The 16286-nt window shown below is 70.5% G+C and carries 20 protein-coding genes, 3 tRNA genes and 2 pseudogenes; 13 read left to right on the top strand and 12 right to left on the bottom strand.

Features of this window, described 5'->3' with window-relative positions; translation table 11 throughout:
• Positions 1–128 precede the first annotated feature (128 nt).
• The 3 genes and pseudogenes from CSC62_RS14620 to CSC62_RS14610 form a co-directional block, all read left to right on the top strand.
• Positions 129–1679, top strand: a pseudogene (locus CSC62_RS14620) (Tn3 family transposase); the annotation flags it as partial.
• Positions 1680–1820: 141 nt separating this feature from the next.
• Positions 1821–2768, top strand: a pseudogene (locus tag CSC62_RS14615) (HAD-IC family P-type ATPase); the annotation flags it as partial.
• A gap of 148 nt (positions 2769–2916) precedes the next feature.
• Entirely contained in the window at positions 2917–3084 is a 168-nt protein-coding gene (locus CSC62_RS14610) for a hypothetical protein (protein WP_162407416.1), read from the top strand.
• A gap of 83 nt (positions 3085–3167) precedes the next feature.
• On the opposite strand, the gene CSC62_RS14605 is transcribed toward CSC62_RS14610, so the two are convergent.
• The 5 genes from CSC62_RS14605 to CSC62_RS14585 all read right to left on the bottom strand — a co-directional run bounded on the left by CSC62_RS14605 (position 3168) and on the right by CSC62_RS14585 (position 4650).
• A tRNA-Ala gene (locus tag CSC62_RS14605) sits at positions 3168–3243 on the bottom strand.
• A gap of 49 nt (positions 3244–3292) precedes the next feature.
• Positions 3293–3368: transfer RNA gene (locus CSC62_RS14600), tRNA-Glu, on the bottom strand.
• 35 nt (positions 3369–3403) lie between these two features.
• A tRNA-Ala gene (locus tag CSC62_RS14595) sits at positions 3404–3479 on the bottom strand.
• 23 nt (positions 3480–3502) lie between these two features.
• Positions 3503–4297, bottom strand: a complete 795-nt coding sequence (locus tag CSC62_RS14590; protein WP_162407415.1) for a sulfurtransferase — start codon at positions 4295–4297, stop codon at positions 3503–3505.
• Positions 4294–4650 carry a DUF6164 family protein gene (locus tag CSC62_RS14585; RefSeq protein ID WP_162407414.1) on the bottom strand — a complete coding sequence of 119 codons (357 nt, stop codon included), beginning with the start codon at positions 4648–4650 and terminating at the stop codon, positions 4294–4296. Before CSC62_RS14585 ends, CSC62_RS14590 begins: the two co-directional genes overlap by 4 nt.
• Before the next feature lie 94 nt (positions 4651–4744).
• Between CSC62_RS14585 and CSC62_RS14580 the strand changes: the two genes are divergently transcribed.
• Positions 4745–5197 carry an FKBP-type peptidyl-prolyl cis-trans isomerase gene (locus tag CSC62_RS14580; protein ID WP_162407413.1) on the top strand — a complete coding sequence of 151 codons (453 nt, stop codon included), beginning with the start codon at positions 4745–4747 and terminating at the stop codon, positions 5195–5197.
• A gap of 4 nt (positions 5198–5201) precedes the next feature.
• Entirely contained in the window at positions 5202–6443 is a 1242-nt protein-coding gene (locus CSC62_RS14575) for a TIGR03862 family flavoprotein (RefSeq protein WP_162407412.1), read from the top strand.
• 97 nt (positions 6444–6540) lie between these two features.
• Here the strand turns inward: CSC62_RS14575 and CSC62_RS14570 are convergent, their stop codons facing one another.
• Together CSC62_RS14570 and CSC62_RS14565 are read right to left on the bottom strand one after the other, a co-directional pair.
• Positions 6541–7128, bottom strand: coding sequence for a 2'-5' RNA ligase family protein (locus tag CSC62_RS14570; protein ID WP_162407411.1), 588 nt, complete (start codon positions 7126–7128; stop codon positions 6541–6543).
• Positions 7129–7169: 41 nt separating this feature from the next.
• Positions 7170–7514, bottom strand: a complete 345-nt coding sequence (locus CSC62_RS14565; RefSeq protein ID WP_162407410.1) for a RidA family protein — start codon at positions 7512–7514, stop codon at positions 7170–7172.
• Positions 7515–7713: 199 nt separating this feature from the next.
• Here CSC62_RS14565 and motA point away from each other — a divergent pair, with 199 nt between their 5' ends.
• From motA to CSC62_RS14535, 6 genes are all read left to right on the top strand, one after another.
• Entirely contained in the window at positions 7714–8568 is an 855-nt protein-coding gene (motA, locus tag CSC62_RS14560; RefSeq protein WP_162407409.1) for a flagellar motor stator protein MotA, read from the top strand.
• Between the two features lie 9 nt (positions 8569–8577).
• Positions 8578–9648: a flagellar motor protein MotB gene (gene motB / locus CSC62_RS14555; RefSeq protein ID WP_162407408.1), complete on the top strand. Its 1071-nt coding sequence runs from the start codon at positions 8578–8580 to the stop codon at positions 9646–9648.
• Positions 9649–9699: 51 nt separating this feature from the next.
• Positions 9700–10851, top strand: a complete 1152-nt coding sequence (locus tag CSC62_RS14550; RefSeq protein ID WP_162407407.1) for a tetratricopeptide repeat protein — start codon at positions 9700–9702, stop codon at positions 10849–10851.
• A 9-nt stretch (positions 10852–10860) separates the two neighbouring features.
• Positions 10861–11079, top strand: coding sequence for an RNA-binding S4 domain-containing protein (locus CSC62_RS14545; protein ID WP_162407406.1), 219 nt, complete (start codon positions 10861–10863; stop codon positions 11077–11079).
• A gap of 16 nt (positions 11080–11095) precedes the next feature.
• Positions 11096–11242, top strand: a complete 147-nt coding sequence (locus CSC62_RS14540; protein WP_162407405.1) for a hypothetical protein — start codon at positions 11096–11098, stop codon at positions 11240–11242.
• Between the two features lie 124 nt (positions 11243–11366).
• Positions 11367–11987: a mechanosensitive ion channel domain-containing protein gene (locus tag CSC62_RS14535; protein WP_162407404.1), complete on the top strand. Its 621-nt coding sequence runs from the start codon at positions 11367–11369 to the stop codon at positions 11985–11987.
• Between the two features lie 53 nt (positions 11988–12040).
• Here the strand turns inward: CSC62_RS14535 and CSC62_RS14530 are convergent, their stop codons facing one another.
• On the bottom strand, positions 12041–12304 hold the full coding sequence (locus tag CSC62_RS14530) for a DksA/TraR family C4-type zinc finger protein (protein WP_162407403.1): 264 nt from the start codon (positions 12302–12304) through the stop codon (positions 12041–12043).
• Positions 12305–12439: 135 nt separating this feature from the next.
• Here CSC62_RS14530 and CSC62_RS14525 point away from each other — a divergent pair, with 135 nt between their 5' ends.
• Positions 12440–12679 (top strand): DUF2789 domain-containing protein, encoded by a 240-nt coding sequence (locus CSC62_RS14525; RefSeq protein ID WP_162407402.1) that lies wholly within the window; start codon positions 12440–12442, stop codon positions 12677–12679.
• A 10-nt stretch (positions 12680–12689) separates the two neighbouring features.
• On the opposite strand, the gene CSC62_RS14520 is transcribed toward CSC62_RS14525, so the two are convergent.
• Complete coding sequence (locus tag CSC62_RS14520) at positions 12690–13028, bottom strand: zinc ribbon domain-containing protein YjdM (RefSeq protein WP_162407401.1); 339 nt, start codon at positions 13026–13028, stop codon at positions 12690–12692.
• A 71-nt stretch (positions 13029–13099) separates the two neighbouring features.
• Entirely contained in the window at positions 13100–13672 is a 573-nt protein-coding gene (locus CSC62_RS14515) for a lipocalin family protein (RefSeq protein ID WP_162407400.1), read from the bottom strand.
• Positions 13673–13791: 119 nt separating this feature from the next.
• Here CSC62_RS14515 and CSC62_RS14510 point away from each other — a divergent pair, with 119 nt between their 5' ends.
• Positions 13792–14763, top strand: a complete 972-nt coding sequence (locus tag CSC62_RS14510) for an SDR family NAD(P)-dependent oxidoreductase (protein ID WP_162407399.1) — start codon at positions 13792–13794, stop codon at positions 14761–14763.
• 18 nt (positions 14764–14781) lie between these two features.
• On the opposite strand, the gene CSC62_RS14505 is transcribed toward CSC62_RS14510, so the two are convergent.
• Entirely contained in the window at positions 14782–14955 is a 174-nt protein-coding gene (locus tag CSC62_RS14505) for a DUF1328 domain-containing protein (RefSeq protein ID WP_162407398.1), read from the bottom strand.
• A gap of 84 nt (positions 14956–15039) precedes the next feature.
• A complete protein-coding gene (locus tag CSC62_RS14500; protein WP_162407397.1) occupies positions 15040–16200 on the bottom strand; it encodes an NAD-dependent epimerase/dehydratase family protein in 1161 nt (386 codons plus the stop codon).
• Positions 16201–16286: the final 86 nt, after the last annotated feature.

The raw sequence follows: 16286 nt of genomic DNA, 5'->3' as shown, positions 1-16286 counted from the left end.
CTACATCGAGATGTTCTACAACCCGATCCGCCGGCATGGTTCCGCTGGCGGGGTGTCACCGGTAGAGTTCGAACGGCGCTACGCGCAACGCGGCAACTGAGTGTCTACGGAACTCTGGCCGGTCCAGGGAGCGCTACGACGATTACCGAGAGCAACTGGTGGATGAGGCCACATTCGCCCAGGAACTGGAGGCCTACGGTGAGGTATCTGGTCTGGCCACCGAGGCCAGCGAGTTCGTGCGCCATTTGCAGCAAGAGCTGAGCTCACTGGCCGACACGGTGGATGCACGTTTTCCGGAGAACGTCCACGCCGATGTGGTGGATGGGCGCCTGGTGCTCCGGAAGCTGCAACGGCCTGAGATCTCCAGCGCCATTGCCACGGTCGATGCTCTTATCACCGAGAGGCTGCCGGCGATGAGTATCGTAGACGTGCTGATCGATGCGGCTCAATGGCTCAAGCTGCACCGTAATTTCCGGCCGATTGCGGGCACCAATGCGCGCGTGGACGATCTCATGCGCCGGGTGATCACTACGCTGTTCTGCTACGGGTGCAACCTGGGCCCGACCCAGACTGCGCGCTCAATCAAGGGCTTCAGTCGGCGCCAGATTTCCTGGCTTAACCTCAAGTACGTCACTGAAGACACGTTGGACAAGGCGATCGTGCAGGTGATCAATACGTTCAACAAGTTCGATCTGCCTGGCTACTGGGGCTCGGGCAAGAGTGCGTCGGCCGATGGCACCAAGTGGAGCATGTACGAGCAGAACCTGCTCTCGGAGTACCACATCCGCTACGGTGGTTATGGCGGCATCGGCTACTACCACGTCTCTGACAAGTACGTGGCGCTGTTCAGTCACTTCATTCCGTGCGGTGTGCACGAAGCGATCTACATTCTGGACGGATTGCTGGCCAACACGTCTGATATCCAGCCTGAAATCGTGCATGGGGATACCCAGGCCCAGAGTTATCCGGTCTTTGGTTTGTCCTACCTGTTGGGCATTCAGTTGATGCCACGTATTCGCAACATCAAGGATCTGACCTTCTTCCGCGCGGAGGCGGGTCGCCCGTACAAGAACATCCAGGCGCTGTTCGGCGACAGCATCGACTGGGGCCTGATCGAAACGCATCTGCACGACATGCTGCGGGTCACGGTGTCGATCAAGTTGGGCAAGATCACCGCTTCGACGATCCTTCGCCGGCTGGGAACCTACAGCCGGAAGAACAAGTTGTACTTCGCCTTCCGGGAGCTTGGGAAGGTCATTCGCACGCTGTTCTTGCTGCGCTACATCGATGACGTGGACATGCGTCGGACTATCCAGGCGGCCACCAACAAAAGCGAAGAGTTCAATGGCTTCGTCAAATGGGTTTTCTTCGGCGGAGAAGGGATCATTGCCGAGAACGTGCTTCATGAGCAGCGAAAGGTCGTGAAGTACAACCAGCTCGTGGCCAATATGATCATCCTGCACAACGTAGACCAGATGACACGCACGTTGGCCAGCCTGCAGGAGGAGGGGATGGAGTTGAATCCCGAGGTTCTGGGCGGCTTGTCGCCGTATCGGACCAGCCACATCAATCGGTTCGGAGACTACACGCTCGACCTGGAACGTAAGGTCGCGCCTCTCCAATTCACCGAGATCGTTTTGGAGCCCCACTGGACGCAGATCGCCGAGCCGAGAGGGTAGCGGACTCTGTCTATTCAGTTTCGACGCGAAGTGCTAATAGGCCACTTCGTGGCCTCAGCGGCGTATGAAGAAGAAAAGCACGCAACATCAAAAACTTAAAGCGGATTCGGCTGTATTTCTCACGAATCCCTGCCGACCCTCGTGGTGGTCGACAAGACCGGCACCCTCACCGAGGGCCGGCCGCTGTTCCGCGAGACCATCGCCCTGCCCCACGCCGATGCCGACCAGGTGCTGCGGCTGGCCGCCAGCCTGGACGTGGGCAGCGAGCATCCGCTGGCCAGCGCCATCGTCGCCGAGGCACACCGGCGTGGAATCGCACTGGCGCCGGCGGAGGATTTCGAGTCCGGCACAGGCACCGGCGTGCGCGGCCGGGTCGAGGACCATGCCCTGCTGCTGGGATCGCCGGCGCTGATGCGCGCCGAGGCGGTCGACACCGCGACGCTGGAACCGCGCGCCGAGGCTTTGCGCCGGGAGGGCGCCAGCGTGGTATTCCTGGCCGTCGACGGCCTCGCCGCCGGGCTGCTGGCGGTGGCCGATCCGGTCAAGGCCGGCACGCCCGAGGCGATCGCGCGCCTGCACGCGGCCGGCCTGCGCATCGTCATGGCCAGCGGCGACGGCCGCGCCACCGCGCAGGCGGTGGCCGCGCAGCTGGGCATCGACGAGGTCCACGGCGAGATGACCCCGGACGCCAAGGTCGAACTGGTCGCGCGCCTGCACGGCGAAGGCCGGCGCGTGGCGATGGCCGGCGACGGCATCAACGACGCGCCGGCGCTGGCTGCCGCCGAGGTCGGCATCGCCATGGGCACCGGCACCGACGTGGCCATGTCCTCGGCCCAGGTGACCCTGGTCAAGGGCGACCTGCGCGGGATCGCCCAGGCCATCGCCATCTCCGGCGCGGCCGTGCGCAACATGCGCCAGAACCTGGGCTTCGCCCTGCTCTACAACGCGCTGGGCGTGCCGATCGCCGCCGGCGTGCTGTATCCGTTCACCGGCCTGGTGATGTCGCCGATGCTGGCGGCCTTGGCGATGAGCCTGAGCTCGGTGTCGGTGGTCGGCAACGCCCTGCGGCTGAGGCTGGCAAGTGGCTGAGGCGGCTCGCACCTGCCATGAACGCTTCACCCGCCCGTGCACGAAGGTGAACCCGTCACGCCACGCTAGCGAACTGTCCACCGCCGTTTTACCCGCCCGCACCTAGCCTGTGCGTGCGGTCAAATCGGCCGCGCGATGGAGCACGACCATGGCCAACCACAAGAACCAGAACGATCCGCAGCGCCAGAGCCCGAACCCGCAGCGCGATCAGGACCAGAACCGCCAGCAGCAGCAACAGTGGGACCAGAACGACCAGCAGAAGGGCCGTGACCCGCAGCAGAAACCGCAGGACGAGCAGCACCGCCAGCAGCGCTGACGCCACATTGGCGCCACTGCATCCGACGCCCCGCTAGGGTGCAAAAAGAACGGGCCCGCATTGCGGGCCCGTCGTTTGCATCTTGGTGGAGCCAGGCGGGATCGAACCGCCGACCTCCTGCATGCCATGCAGGCGCTCTCCCAGCTGAGCTATGGCCCCGCGTGAAGCTGGAAACGAGACGGCCCTGATGCAGCCGGATCGTGGAAGGTGGCGTCCCCACGGGGATTCGAACCCCGGTCGCTACCGTGAAAGGGTAATGTCCTAGGCCTCTAGACGATGGGGACTTGAAGCATCTCAGTTCGCCCGGCCTGCGCCGGAGTGGTGGAGCCAGGCGGGATCGAACCGCCGACCTCCTGCATGCCATGCAGGCGCTCTCCCAGCTGAGCTATGGCCCCACATGAAGCTGAGGGCGCGCATCTTATCCAGTCGCCAAGATGGGCGCAAGCGTTTCCTCCGCATCGCCGCCGGTTGCTTCATCGACCAGTGGGCGCAGCTGCGGATCCAGCGCCACGCGCGCGTCGAATACGAAGCAGCCGCCCTCGTAGCCCAGGCCGCCGACCTGCTCGAAATAGCCGAGGATCCCGCCGTCCAGCTGCAGCACGTTGTCCATGCCGTGCTGGCGCATCCACAACGCCGCCTTCTCGCAGCGGATGCCGCCGGTGCAGAAGCTGACCACGGTGGCGTCCTTCAAAGCCTCCCGGTGCGGCTCGAGCGCGGCCGGCAGTTCGGTGAAGCGGCTGATCGGCAGGGTCAGCGCGCCGGCGAAGGTGCCGTGCCCGACTTCCTGAACGTTGCGGGTGTCGAGCATCACCACCGGGCGGCCGGCGTCGTCGCGCCCGCCCTGGGCCAGCCAGCGCGCCAGGGTCGGCGGATCGACCGCCGGCGCGCGTTCGCCGGCAGCCAGCGGCGTGGCCTGCGAATGGCGGAAGCTGATGATCTCGGCCTTGACCTTCACCTTCAGCCGGGCGAACGGCTGGGAGCGGCTGTAGCTGAACTTGCACTGCAGGCGTTCCAGCCCCGGCCACCCGCGCAGGCGCTCGAGCACGCCGCGCAACCCGGCCTCGTCGCCGGCCAGGAACAGGTTGACGCCCTCCGGCGCCACCAGCACGGTGCCGAGCAGTCCGGCCTCCCCGCACTGCAGGCGCAGCCAGTCGGCCAGCGCCTGCGGTTCGGCGACCGGGGTGAAATGGTAGGCAGCGACATTCAGGATCATACGCGCAGCAACCACCACGGCAGGGCCAGGGTCAGCGCGATCACCGCCAGGATCGCCAGCAGCCGCGGCAGCACGAACCCGGGACGGGTCCGCAGCAGTTCGAGGAACGTCTGCCGACCCTCGTGCGCTTCAGCCTCGCGTGCCCGCGAGCGGCGTTCGCGCTGATAGTCGTCCAGAAGTTGCCGGGCCCGTGGGTAGGCCCCGGCATCGCGCAGCCACAGCCCGCCGGCGGAGACGCCCCACGGACCGGGCCGGGTCTCGTACCAGTCCAGCGCGTGCGCATCGAGCAGCGCACGCACCTCGTCGGCCTCGTCGTCGGGCACGTTGCGCAGGTTGAACAGCAGCTTGGCCATGCGCGCATGATAAGCCGTGCGCCGGCCGCCTCCGCCGGGGACTCGGCCGGTCGGTTACCCTTGCGCGCCCGAACGCCTGCACACCCCCGCCGCCATGCTCCGTCGCCCCGCCCCGCTCCTCCTCCTGCCGGCCCTGCTGTGCGCGCTGCTGCTGGCGGCCTGCGCCGAACCCGGCCCGCCGCCCGGCGGCAGCGTCGCCGAGCTGCAGAGGATCGACGACGCCATCGGCACCGGCGAGACCGCCAGCGCCGGCCAGGACGTCACCGTGCACTACACCGGCTGGCTCTACGACGAGCGCAACGCCGACCGCCGCGGCGCGAAGTTCGACAGCTCGCGCGACCGCGGCCAGCCGTTCACCTTCCTGCTCGGCGCCGGCCAGGTCATCCGCGGCTGGGACGAGGGCGTGGCCGGGATGCGGGTGGGCGGCAGGCGCACCCTGCTGATCCCGGCCGAGCAGGCCTACGGCCGCCGCGGCGCCGGCAACGTCATTCCGCCGCATGCCTCGCTGGTGTTCGAGGTCGAACTGCTGGGCGCGACGCCGCACTGAGGCCATGTCCGTACCCGACACCCTTCCCGGCCTGGCCATCATCGGCGGCGGGCCGGCCGGCCTGATGGCCGCCGAGGCCGCGCGCGCGGCCGGCTGCGAGGTCGACCTGTTCGAGGCCAAGGGCTCGGTCGGGCGCAAGTTCCTGATCGCCGGCAAGGGCGGCCTCAACCTCACCCATGCCGAACCGATGCCCGGCTTCGCCGCCCGCTACGGCGCGCGCCAGGCCGAGGTCGCCGCCTGGCTGCGCGACTTCGGCGCCGACGACCTGCGCCAGTGGGCGCGCGGACTGGGCGTGGAGACCTATGTCGGCAGCTCCGACCGGGTGTTCCCGCTGGACCGCAAGGCCGCACCTTTGCTGCGCGGCTGGGTGCGGCGGCTGAAGGACCAGGGCGTGCGTTTCCACGTCCAGCACCGCTGGCAGGGCTGGGACGCGGACGGCGCGCTGCGCCTGGCCACGCCCGAAGGCGAACGCCGGATCCGCGCCGCGGCTACCGTGCTCGCGCTCGGCGGCGGCAGCTGGCCGCAGCTGGGCTCGGACGGCGCCTGGGTCGAGGCGGTAGCCGCCCGTGGCGTGGACGTGGCGCCCCTGCTGCCCTCCAACTGCGGCTTCGACGCCGGCTGGAGCGCGCATTTCGCCGAACGCCACGCCGGCGCGCCGCTGAAGCCGGTGGTCGCGCACTGGCGCGACGCCGCCGGCGGCGAGCATTCCCTGCAGGGCGAATGCGTGGTCAGCGCCGACGGCGTCGAAGGCAGCCTGGTCTATGCGCTGTCGGGGCCCCTGCGCGAGGCTATCGCCCGCGACGGCCACGCCACCCTGTGGCTGGACCTGGTGCCCGGCCGCAGCCTGGAACGCCTGCGCAGCGAGCTGGGCAAGCCCCGCCAGGGCCGCAGCCTGAGCGAGCATCTGCGCCGCCAGGCCGGGGTGGGCGGGGTCAAGGCCGCGCTGCTGCGCGAGGTGCTCGGGCCCGGCGAGCTGGCCGACATGGACCGGATCGCCGCCACGCTCAAGCGCCTGCCCTTGCGGCTGCTGCGCCCGCGGCCGATCGCCGAGGCGATCAGCAGCGGCGGCGGCGTGCGCCTGGAAGCGCTGGACAGCGCGCTGATGGGCACCACCTTGCCCGGCGTGTTCTTCGCCGGCGAGATGCTGGACTGGGAAGCGCCGACCGGCGGCTACCTGCTCACCGCCTGCTTCGCCAGCGGCCGCCGGGCCGGCCTGGCCGCGGCCGCTCATCTGCAATCCATGTAGGAGCCGGTCTTGCCGGCGACCGCCATGGCCGAAGCGTTTGCATGAAACCGGATGCCATTGATGCGTCCGCCTCCACGGTCGCCGGCAAGACCGGCTCCTACAAAGGAAGCGGCCAGCGGTCGATGAGGTGGTAGGCGGTGCGCCCGGCCTCACGCTCGCTGTGGACCAGGGCGAAGCCGTCCACCGGCCACTCCACCGGCGGCAGCGACCGGGCCGCGAAGCGCGCGGTGGCGCGCCGGCGCAGGCTCACGTGCGGAGCGAAGGCCGGACCGCCCGGCAGGCGGAGGCGCTGCCGCGCCAGCGCGGCGGCCAGGTCGCGGTGCAGCGCCGACAGCGCGGCCGGCGATGCGGACGGCCGCAGCACCCAGATCGCCTCGGCGTGGCCGAAGCAGTCGGCCTGGTCCAGGCGCAGGGTGAAGGCTTCTCCCTGCACCAACACGGCCGCCTGCCTGGCCGCGGCGACCGCCTGCGGCGGCAGCTGCGACCACTCGCCCAGCCAGTGCAGGGTCAGGTGCAGCCGCGCCTCGGGGATACCTGCGCCACGCTGCGGCGGCAGCGTGGCTTCCAGCGCCGTCCGCGCCAAGCCCAGCGCGGCCACCGTCGCCGGATCCGGCAACAGGGCGAAGAACAGGCTGTGGAGCCCGGCGGGCGCGGCGAACAGGTCGCCGCCGGCAGCGGCGCTCATCGCCACGCCTCCCCGCCGACCCGGGATGGCGACGCCGCGGCTCAGACCGCGGCGGTGACCACGATCTCGACCTTCCATTCCGGCTTGGCCAGGACCGCCTGCACGGTGGCGCGCGGCGGGGTGTGGCCGGCCACGACCCAGGCGTCCCAGGCCTGGTTCATGCCGGCGAAGTCGGCCACGTCGGCCAGGAAGATCTGCGCGCGCAGGATCCGGGTCTTGTCGGTGCCGGCCTGGGCCAGCAGGGCGTCGATCGCCTCCAGCACCTGCCGGGTCTGGCCGGTGATGTCCTGCGAGGCGTCCTCGGGCACCTGCCCGGCGAGATAGGCCACGCCGTTGTGGACGGCGAGCTCGGACATGCGCGGACCGACTTCGAAACGCTGGATCATGCGGGGACTCCTGGCAGTGGGGGGCGCCGTTCCGGCGGCGGCGCAGGATACACCTGCGCCCGCCCGCCCCGACACGGTTTCAGCCGGAACCGCGGCCGCGCGCCAGGCCCGGCCGGCGGTCTCCAGGGCCTTTTCCGGACGCTCTCAATTTCGCCCGGCCACTGCCGATACGGTGTCAACCCCGCGCGCGCCCGCCTTCATGCTCATCATCATCGGCTTCATCGTCGTCATCCTCAGCGTGGTCGGCGGGTACGTGCTGTCGCACGGCAACATCGCCGCGCTCTGGCAGCCCTACGAGGTGCTGATCATCGGCGGCGCGGCGTTCGGCGCGTTCCTGGTCGCCAACCCGATGAAGGTGGTCAAGGCGGTGCTCAAGGGCATCCCCGGCACCCTCAAGGGCGCCCGCTACAAGCGCGCCGACTACATCGACATCCTGTCGATGGTCTACGACGTGCTGGTCAAGGCGCGCAAGGAAGGCATGATCGGGATCGAGAAGGACATCGACAATCCGGGCTCCAGCGCGGTGTTCTCCAAGTACCCCAAGCTGCTGGCCGACCACCACCTGATGGAGTTCACCACCGACTGCCTGCGGCTGATGGTCAGCGGCAACATGGAGCCGCACGAGCTGGAGCAGTTGCTGGAGGTCGAGGTCGAGACCCACCACCAGGAGGCGCACGAACCGGCCCACGCCCTGCAGGTGCTGGCCGACTCCCTGCCCGGCTTCGGCATCGTCGCCGCGGTGCTGGGCATCGTCATCACCATGGCCGCCATCGGCGGCGAGGTCGCCGAGATCGGCCACCACGTCGCCGCCGCGCTGGTCGGCACCTTCCTCGGCATCCTGCTGGGCTACGGCTTCGTCGGCCCGCTGGCCTCGGCCATGGGCCACCGCGCCCACGAGGAAGGCAAGGCCTTCGAGATCATCAAGATGGCCCTGGTCTCCAGCCTGCGCGGCTACCCGCCGACGGTGGCGGTGGAGTTCGCCCGCAAGCTGCTGTTCTCCGACGTGCGTCCGGCCTTCGCCGACCTGGAAGCCCACCTGCGCGGCAGCCGCTGAGCCGGCGCCATGGAAGCCAAGCAGCCGATCATCATCCGCCGGGTCAAGAAGGTCGCCGGCGGCCACCACGGCGGCGCCTGGAAGGTCGCCTACGCCGACTTCGTGACCGCGATGATGGCGTTCTTCCTGGTGATGTGGCTGGTCGGCATCGCCAGCAAGGAGCAGAAGGCGGCCGTCTCCGAATACTTCAAGAACCCCAGCGCGGTGGAAGGCACCGCGGCCATCCCCGGCTCCAGCTCGCTCGGTCCGGGCGGCGCTTCGGACAAGCTGATCCCCACCGCCAACGCCCTGTCCATCCCCGGCGGCATCGGCCCGCGCCCGGGCGATCCGGGCCAGGCGCAGAGGCCGCAGTCGAAGGCGGAGGCCGACGCGGCCGCACGCGCCGCGGCCAAGGCCGAGGATCGGCGCCAGCTGGAGGAACTGCGCAAGGGCCTGGAGGAAGCGATCGAGAAGAGCCTGGCACTGGCGCCGTTCAAGGACCAGCTGCTGATCGACCTGACTCCCGAGGGCCTGCGGATCCAGATCGTCGACCGCCTGAACCGGCCGATGTTCGACCTGGGCGGCTCGCGGATGAAGGACTACACGGTCGAGGTGATGCACGAGCTGGGCAAGCTGCTGGCCGAGTCGGACAGCCACCAGATCGCCCTGGCCGGGCACACCGACGAGACCCCGTTCCACGCCCCGCACGGCTACGGCAACTGGGAGCTGTCCAGCGAGCGCGCCAACGCCGCCCGCCGCGCCCTGCTGGAAGGCGGCCTGCAGGAGGCCCGGATCGCGCGCGTGGTCGGCCTGGCGTCCTCGGTGCCGTTCGACCGCACCGACCCGCGCGCGCCGACCAACCGCCGGATAAGCCTGGTGGTGCTCAACCGCGAATCCGACGCCATTGCCGACGCGCTGGCCGCGGCGCCCGGCAGCGGCAGGGATGCCGGTCCAGGCGACGCACCGGTCCTGGCCCCGGCTTCCACCGCCACCGGCAACACCCCTGCCGTGGCCGGCAGCCGCCCGGTGGTGGCGCCCACGGTCGGGCCGGCCCCGGTCGATTCGTCCAGCGTGGCCATGCGCCCGGCCCCGGCGCGGTAGCGGCCCGACAGGCATACACTGCCCCGGCATGGCAGACGCGGAGGGGCGATCATGCTGCAGCGGACACTTGCCACCACCCTGTTCCTGGCCTTGGCCGCAGCGGGCCTGCCGGTCCTCGCCGCTCCCCTGAGCCCGGACCCAGTTCCCGCGGCCGCAGCGGTTCCGGCGACGCCGACCCAGGCCGAGGTGATGCGCATTCCCGACGAGCTGCGCGCCCTGGTGCACGCGCGGGTGGTCGCGCCCGGCCCGGGACCGACCGCACGTCTGGAGCGGCTGGTCGAGCTGATCTTCGGCGAACGGGGCATGGCCCTGGAGTACGACTACCAGACCACCCGCACCGTCGCCGAGACCTGGCGCGACCGCCGCGCCAACTGCCTGTCCTTCTCCCTGCTGTTCGTGGCCCTGGCGCGCGAGGCCGGCCTGGACGCGGATGTGCAGGAGGTCGGCGAGGTCCTGGCCTGGTACGAGGACCAGGGCATCGTCTACAACGCCGACCACGTCAACGTCGGCGTGCGGGTCGGCAGCCAGACCAAGATCGTCGACCTGGACCGCAACGTGCTGGTCAGCCGCGAGCGCCCGCACATCGTCAGCGACACCCGGGCCATGGCCCATTACCACAACAACCGTGGCGCCGAGCTGCTGGCGGCTGGCGACGAGGCCGCGGCGCTGGCTGCTTTGCGTGCCTCCCTGGCCGACGACGCCGGGTTCGTCGCCGCCTGGAACAACCTGGGCGTGCTGCTGCAGCGCCAGGAGGACCTGCGCGGCGCCGAGCAGGCCTTCCTCACCGCCCTGGATCTGCGCCCGTTCTACGGGGCCGCGCTCAGCAACCTGGTCGCGCTGTACCGGCGCAGCGGCCAGGACGGCAAGGCCCGCAGCTATGCCCGCCGCCAGGAGCGGGTGCAGCGCAACGACCCCTTCCACCAGTTCATGCTCGCGGTGCGTTGCGAGAACGGGGGCGACTACGCCTGCGCCATCCGCCACTACCGCACCGCCATCCGCATCCAGGACGGCCAGCACCAGTTCCATTTCGGCCTGGCCCGGGCCTATTTCCTCGCCGGCGACCTGCAGCGCGCCCGCCGCGAGCTGGTCCGCGCCCACGAGCTGGGCACCACGTCCCAGGTGCGCCAGGTCTACCTGCGCAAGCTCGAGCACCTGCGGCACTGGCGCGAGGCCACCGCCGCGCACGCCGCCCCCCGCGGCTAGACTGTGGCGATGGAAGACATCGATTTCGAGCTGGACGGCGACTACGTCGAACTCAACCAGCTGCTCAAGCTGGCCGGCCTGTGCGACAGCGGCGGCGCCGGCAAGGCGATCGTCGCCGAGGGCCTGGTCCGGGTCGACGGCGTGGTCGAACTGCGCAAGACCTGCAAGGTCCGCGCCGGCCAGGTGGTGGAACTGGAAGGCGCCCGGATCCGGGTGCTGGCCGGCTGACCTGCGGATCCCGGGCATGGGCCTGGGCGGGATCGCCGTCGCCGCGGTACTGCGCGAGCAGGACGCCGGCTGGCCGATGTGGACGCTGTGGGCCGGGACTGCCCTGCCCTGCCCGCACCTGGCACCGGGGCACGCCGGGCGCAACCAGGTGGCCAGCGGCTGAGGGCCGGCAGCGGCAGAGATCCGCGATCGTGAACGGCTTGGGCCCACCACGGCGGCTTCGCGGTATCGGCTGGATAGAATGGCGGGGCCGCACGCATGCGGCGCATGCGAGGAATCCCGGACCGATGAAGGAACACCTGCCCGCCTGGGTGCAGGACTGGCTGGGCACGATCGTGCCGATCGGCCAGGTGCTGCTGATCCTGCTGACCGCCTGGCTGCTGCAGCGCATGGTCCGGGCGCTGGTGCGCCGGCTGGTCCTGCGCCGCGGCCTGCCGCCGGAGATGGCCTCGGTGCTGCGCCGGGTCTCGGCCACCCTGCTGACCGTGGCCACCCTGCTGCTGGTGCTGGATCGGCTGGGGGTGTCGGGCACGGTGCTGTGGACCGCGTTCACCAGCTTCGCCGCGGTCGGCGCGGTGGCCTTCTTCGCCGCCTGGAGCGTGCTGTCCAACATCTTCTGCACGGTCCTGATCTTCACCACCCGGCCGTTCCGCCTGCAGGACCACATCGAACTGCTGGAGAACGGCGACAAGCCCGGGCTCAAGGGCCGGGTGGTCGACCTCAACCTGATCTACACCACCCTGCAGGAAGTGGATCCGGAGAACGGCGACGGCGGCAGCGTGCTGCAGGTGCCCAACAGCCTGTTCTTCCAGCGGGTGGTCCGGCGCTGGCGCGGCAGCGAGGTGCCGGCGCGCTGGCTGGCGCCGCCGGTGCGAGACCCGGAACCGGTCCCGCAGGAACGGCGCTAGGGCCTGTCGTCGCGCGCCCCCTTACGGCGCGCGCGGCAGGCCCGGGCGCGGCCTCACCGCAGCTGGCTGTCCTTGCTGCCGCGGCGGTTGTAGGCGCTGAAACCGGCTTCCTCGTCGTGCGCGGCCTGGCAGGCCACGCACAGGCGCACCCCGGGCACGGCCTTGCGCCGCGCCTCCGGGATCGGGGCGTCGCACTCCTCGCAGCGCTCCAGTCCGGGGCCCTGCGGCAGGCGCAGGCGGGCGCGCTCGACCGCCTCCTTCACCGTCGCCTCGATCTGCTCGTTGACCGCGTTGTCGCCCGCCCAACCGGTGGCCATGGCACTGTCCTCCACGCTTTGGCCGCAGGATACTCTCCACCCATCGGGCGCCGCCGTGAATAGCGCGCGCCGGTGCAGACCCGGCCTTGACGCGCGACGGCGCAGGCTGGCGCCCACCCCACCCACGGAGCGACCATGGAACCGAGCGTGCACCACTTCTCCGAGCTGTTCGCCCAGCTCGGCCTGCCCAGCGACACCCCGAGCATCCAGGCATTCATCGCCCGCCATGCGCCGCTGGCGGAGGACGTGCGGCTGGAGGAGGCGCCGTTCTGGACACCGGCCCAGGCGCAGCTGCTGCGTGAGGAGCGGATCGACGACGCCGACTGGGCGATCGTGGTCGACCGCCTCAACCTGGCCCTGCGCGCGCCGGCCTAAGGCGCGCGGCTCAGGCCTTGCGCAGGAACTGGGTCTTCAGCACCAGGCCCTTGATCTTGTCCGAGTGGCCCTCGATGTGCTCGGCGTCGTCCTCGACCAGGCGGATGTTGCGGATCACCGTGCCCTGCTTGAGCGGGATCGAGGAACCCTTGACCTTGAGGTCCTTGATCACCACCACCGTGTCGCCGGCGGACAGCACGTTGCCGTTGCTGTCGCGGACCACCACCGCATCGCTGGTGGCGGCGGCTTCCCCGCTCCACTCGTGCCCGCAGTCGGCGCAGACCCACAGCGCGCCATCGGGATAGGTGTTGTCCAGGCCGCACTGCGGGCATCTGGGATTGGCGGGCATGGCGGCTCTCGGCGAACGGGGGTGCGCATTCTAGCCGCTGGCTCCCATGGCGGCCGCCGCGCCGCCGCCGGTCAACGCCCGGACTCGTCCGGCGGCGGCGTCGATGCGGCCGGCTCGCGGATCAGTCCGTCGACCGGATAGCCGGCGGCGCGCGCCTGCGACACCAGTTCGGCGTAGCGCTCCGGCGCCATGACCGGCTCGCGGGCGAGGATCCACAGGTATTCGCGGTCCGGGCCACCGACCATCGCCCAGCGGTAGTCCGGATCCACCGCGATCACCCAGTACGGCGCCCAGGCGAACGGCAGCCAGGACATCCAGTCCGGGGCGAAGCGCACCTGCAGCGAGCCCGGCGCTCCCGGGACGGTCTTGGCCACGCCGGTCGCGACCCGCAGCTCGCCGTCGCGGTCGATGCAGGCGTTGCGCACCAGGATGCGGCCGTCGGCCTGGGGCGTGTAGGTGGCGGTGGTGTCGCGCTCGCACTTGCGCTGGTGGCGCATCGGCAGGTGCGCGATCTGGTGCCAGGTGCCGGCGTAGCGTTCCAGGTCCAGCACCGGCACGGGCTTGTTGGGCACCTCGGGCTGGGCGCTGGCGGCCTGCGCCGCCAGTATCCCGCAAGCGATCAGCAGCAGTGATGTCGCGCGCATGCGCAGGATCCCTCGGTTGCAGTGCGCGCAGGGTGGCAGTGGCGGCGTGAGCATGGCGTGGCTGTCGTCGGATGCATGCGCCTTGCATACTGCCCAGCCCGGCCTGGAGCGGTCCACGCATGTCCTTCAATCTCAACCGGCGTCGCCTGCTGCGGATCGGCGCGTCCGTCCCCTTGCTGTCGATGGCTCCCTTGCTGACGGCGCGAACCGCCCTCGCCGCCTCGGCGGTGCCGCCCCCGCCGCCCGGACTGGTCGCCGGCGCCAGCTCCGAACGCGCCACCGCCGGCCTGGACCTGCGCGGACGCACGGTGCTGGTCACCGGCTGCAACTCCGGCATCGGCCTGGAAACGATGCGGGTGCTGGCCTTGCGCGGAGCGCACGTGATCGGCACCGCGCGCTCGCCGGACAAGGGTCGCGAGGCTTGCGCCGCCGTGACCGGCCGGGCCACGCCAGTGGTTCTGGACCTGGCCGACTTCGCCTCGGTCCGCGCCTGCGCCGCACAGGTACGGCAGCTGGCGCCGCGCCTGGACGCGCTGGTCTGCAACGCCGGCATCGTGCTGGGCGACTGGCAGCGGGTGAACGGCATCGAGCGCCAGTTCGTGGTCAACCACCTCGGCCACTACCTGCTGGTCGAACAGTTGCTGGATACGGTGGTCGCCGCCCGCGGCCGGGTCGTGGTGGTCGGCAGCGGCAGCCACCGCCAGGCGCCGGCCGGCGGGATCCAGTTCGGACGCCTGTCCGGCGAGGGCTGGAACGCCCGCGGCTACGCCCACTCCAAGCTGGCCAACGGCCTGTTCTCGCTGGAACTGGCCCGGCGCCTGCAGGGCACCGGCGCCACCAGCAACTGCGTCACTCCGGGCCATACCCGTACCGCGATCCTGCGCAGCACCGGCAACGACTACCGCGACGACGCCCGCACGCCCACCCAGGGCGCCGCCACACCCTGCTATGCGGCGGTGCATCCAGCGTTGGCCGGGGTCAACGGCCAGTACCTGGCCGATTTCCGCGCCGGCGAGCAGAGCGCCGAGCAGCGCGACGCGGCAATGGCCGCGCGGCTGTGGAGGGTGTCGGCCGACCTGGTGCGGTCGTAGCGGTTGAGTTCGTGGTCCTCAGGTGACCTTGCGGAACACGGTCAGCCCCAGCACGAACAGCACCACGGCGATCAGCAAGGCGCCGATGAACAGAAACTTGGCGATTCCCATCGACACACCCGCCACGCCGCCCAGGCCGAGGGCGCCGGCAATGAGGCCGATGACCAGGAAGATGATGGCCCACTTGATCATGTCGCACTCCGCATCCGATGATGGCGCGACCTTACGCAGGCCGGCGTCGGCCATGCGTGAACGGCGCGGGGCCGGCGCGACCGGTCAGGCGGGCGCCTGCCCCGCGGCCTGCGCATGCCAGGCCGCGAGCGCCTCGGCCTCGCGCTCGCGGCTGATGCCGGCACGCAGTTTGGCCTGCCGTTCCGGCGGCAGGTTGCGGAACCAGGCCAGCAGGTCGACCACCGTTTCCTGCAACGGCCGGAATTGCAACCCGGCGGCGATGGCGCGGGCGTTGTCCACCTGGCCGTAGCCCGCATACGGGCCGCTGCCGCGCGGCACCCAGATCGGGAACTCCAGCTGCTGGCGTTCGACGAATGCTGGGCTCACGTGAGTCAGCTGCAGCTCGCGGGTTCTGGTAGCGGCCCGGCAGCCGTGCAGCAGGCCGTCCAGGGTCAGCGCCTGCGCCGGGCCGACCGCGTTGAAGGTGCCGTAGGTGCCGGCCTCGGCCAGGCGCACCATCCATTCGCCCAGGTCGCGGCCATCGATGAACTGCACCGGGTCCAGGCCATCGCCGGGCACCAGGATCTCGCCGCCTTGCGCCACCCGGTGCGGCCAATAGGTGAAGCGGTCGGTCTCGTCGCGCGGACCGACGATGTAGCCGGGGCGGACGATGGTCACCCGCTCGCCGAACCGGCGCCGCGCCTCGGCCTCGCTCAGTGCCTTCAAAGGCCCATACAGCCGCTCCACGTCGGCCATCAGCGTCTGCTGGGTCTCGGCCATGGGATCGGCGCCGGTGTAGTCGGCCAGCGCGTCGTCCTCGTCGATGCCGGCGCGGCTGCCATCGGCATACACCGAGATCGTGGAGACGAACAGGTAATGGCCGACGTTGCCGGCCAGCACCTGGGCCGCATCGCGCACCCAGAACGGCAGGCTGGTGGGATTGTCGATGCACACGTCCCACTGCCGGCCCTTGAGCGCCGCCAGGTCGCCCTGGTTGCGGTCGCCGTGCAGCTGCTCCACCTCACCCGGCCATTCGGGCGAAGGCCGCTTGCCGCGGTTGAACAGGGTCACCTTGTGGCCGCGTGCCAGAGCGTAGTTGACCTGGAACGGACCGGTGAAGCCAGTGCCGCCGAGGATCAGGATGCGCAGGGGCCGCGTTGCGCGCCCTATTCCGGCCGGGGCGGCGTTCGTGGCCAGCGCGGGCAGGGCCAGGCCGGCGGCGGCGAGCGTGCCCAGCCTGAGCAGGTCGCGGCGGGTGAAGGTCATGGCGGGCTCCGGTCCGGTGCGGGCGATGGCGCTTGATAGCACCGCCCCGGCACGCCGGCCCCTGCGGGAAGTGGGCATGACCTTCC

It is taken from the genome of Pseudoxanthomonas jiangsuensis (assembly GCF_010093185.1).
Classification (GTDB): Bacteria; Pseudomonadota; Gammaproteobacteria; order Xanthomonadales; family Xanthomonadaceae; genus Pseudoxanthomonas; species Pseudoxanthomonas jiangsuensis.
Note: the sequence above shows the minus strand (reverse complement) of the source record. Positions and strands in the feature narration are given on the sequence as shown.

Bases quoted from the DNA above. Each gene is read 5' to 3' on its own strand.
- CSC62_RS14590 (WP_162407415.1), bottom strand. From the start codon at position 4,297: ATGATCCTGAATGTCGCTGCCTACCATTTCACCCCGGTCGCCGAACCG.
- CSC62_RS14550 (WP_162407407.1), top strand. From the start codon at position 9,700: ATGCTGCAGCGGACACTTGCCACCACCCTGTTCCTGGCCTTGGCCGCA.
- CSC62_RS14570 (WP_162407411.1), bottom strand. From the start codon at position 7,128: ATGAGCGCCGCTGCCGGCGGCGACCTGTTCGCCGCGCCCGCCGGGCTC.
- CSC62_RS14535 (WP_162407404.1), top strand. From the start codon at position 11,367: ATGAAGGAACACCTGCCCGCCTGGGTGCAGGACTGGCTGGGCACGATC.
- CSC62_RS14610 (WP_162407416.1), top strand. From the start codon at position 2,917: ATGGCCAACCACAAGAACCAGAACGATCCGCAGCGCCAGAGCCCGAAC.
- CSC62_RS14520 (WP_162407401.1), bottom strand. From the start codon at position 13,028: ATGCCCGCCAATCCCAGATGCCCGCAGTGCGGCCTGGACAACACCTAT.
- CSC62_RS14545 (WP_162407406.1), top strand. From the start codon at position 10,861: ATGGAAGACATCGATTTCGAGCTGGACGGCGACTACGTCGAACTCAAC.
- CSC62_RS14530 (WP_162407403.1), bottom strand. From the start codon at position 12,304: ATGGCCACCGGTTGGGCGGGCGACAACGCGGTCAACGAGCAGATCGAG.
- CSC62_RS14525 (WP_162407402.1), top strand. From the start codon at position 12,440: ATGGAACCGAGCGTGCACCACTTCTCCGAGCTGTTCGCCCAGCTCGGC.
- motB (WP_162407408.1), top strand. From the start codon at position 8,578: ATGGAAGCCAAGCAGCCGATCATCATCCGCCGGGTCAAGAAGGTCGCC.
- CSC62_RS14565 (WP_162407410.1), bottom strand. From the start codon at position 7,514: ATGATCCAGCGTTTCGAAGTCGGTCCGCGCATGTCCGAGCTCGCCGTC.
- motA (WP_162407409.1), top strand. From the start codon at position 7,714: ATGCTCATCATCATCGGCTTCATCGTCGTCATCCTCAGCGTGGTCGGC.
- CSC62_RS14500 (WP_162407397.1), bottom strand. From the start codon at position 16,200: ATGACCTTCACCCGCCGCGACCTGCTCAGGCTGGGCACGCTCGCCGCC.
- CSC62_RS14515 (WP_162407400.1), bottom strand. From the start codon at position 13,672: ATGCGCGCGACATCACTGCTGCTGATCGCTTGCGGGATACTGGCGGCG.
- CSC62_RS14505 (WP_162407398.1), bottom strand. From the start codon at position 14,955: ATGATCAAGTGGGCCATCATCTTCCTGGTCATCGGCCTCATTGCCGGC.
- CSC62_RS14510 (WP_162407399.1), top strand. From the start codon at position 13,792: ATGTCCTTCAATCTCAACCGGCGTCGCCTGCTGCGGATCGGCGCGTCC.
- CSC62_RS14580 (WP_162407413.1), top strand. From the start codon at position 4,745: ATGCTCCGTCGCCCCGCCCCGCTCCTCCTCCTGCCGGCCCTGCTGTGC.
- CSC62_RS14540 (WP_162407405.1), top strand. From the start codon at position 11,096: ATGGGCCTGGGCGGGATCGCCGTCGCCGCGGTACTGCGCGAGCAGGAC.
- CSC62_RS14575 (WP_162407412.1), top strand. From the start codon at position 5,202: ATGTCCGTACCCGACACCCTTCCCGGCCTGGCCATCATCGGCGGCGGG.
- CSC62_RS14585 (WP_162407414.1), bottom strand. From the start codon at position 4,650: ATGGCCAAGCTGCTGTTCAACCTGCGCAACGTGCCCGACGACGAGGCC.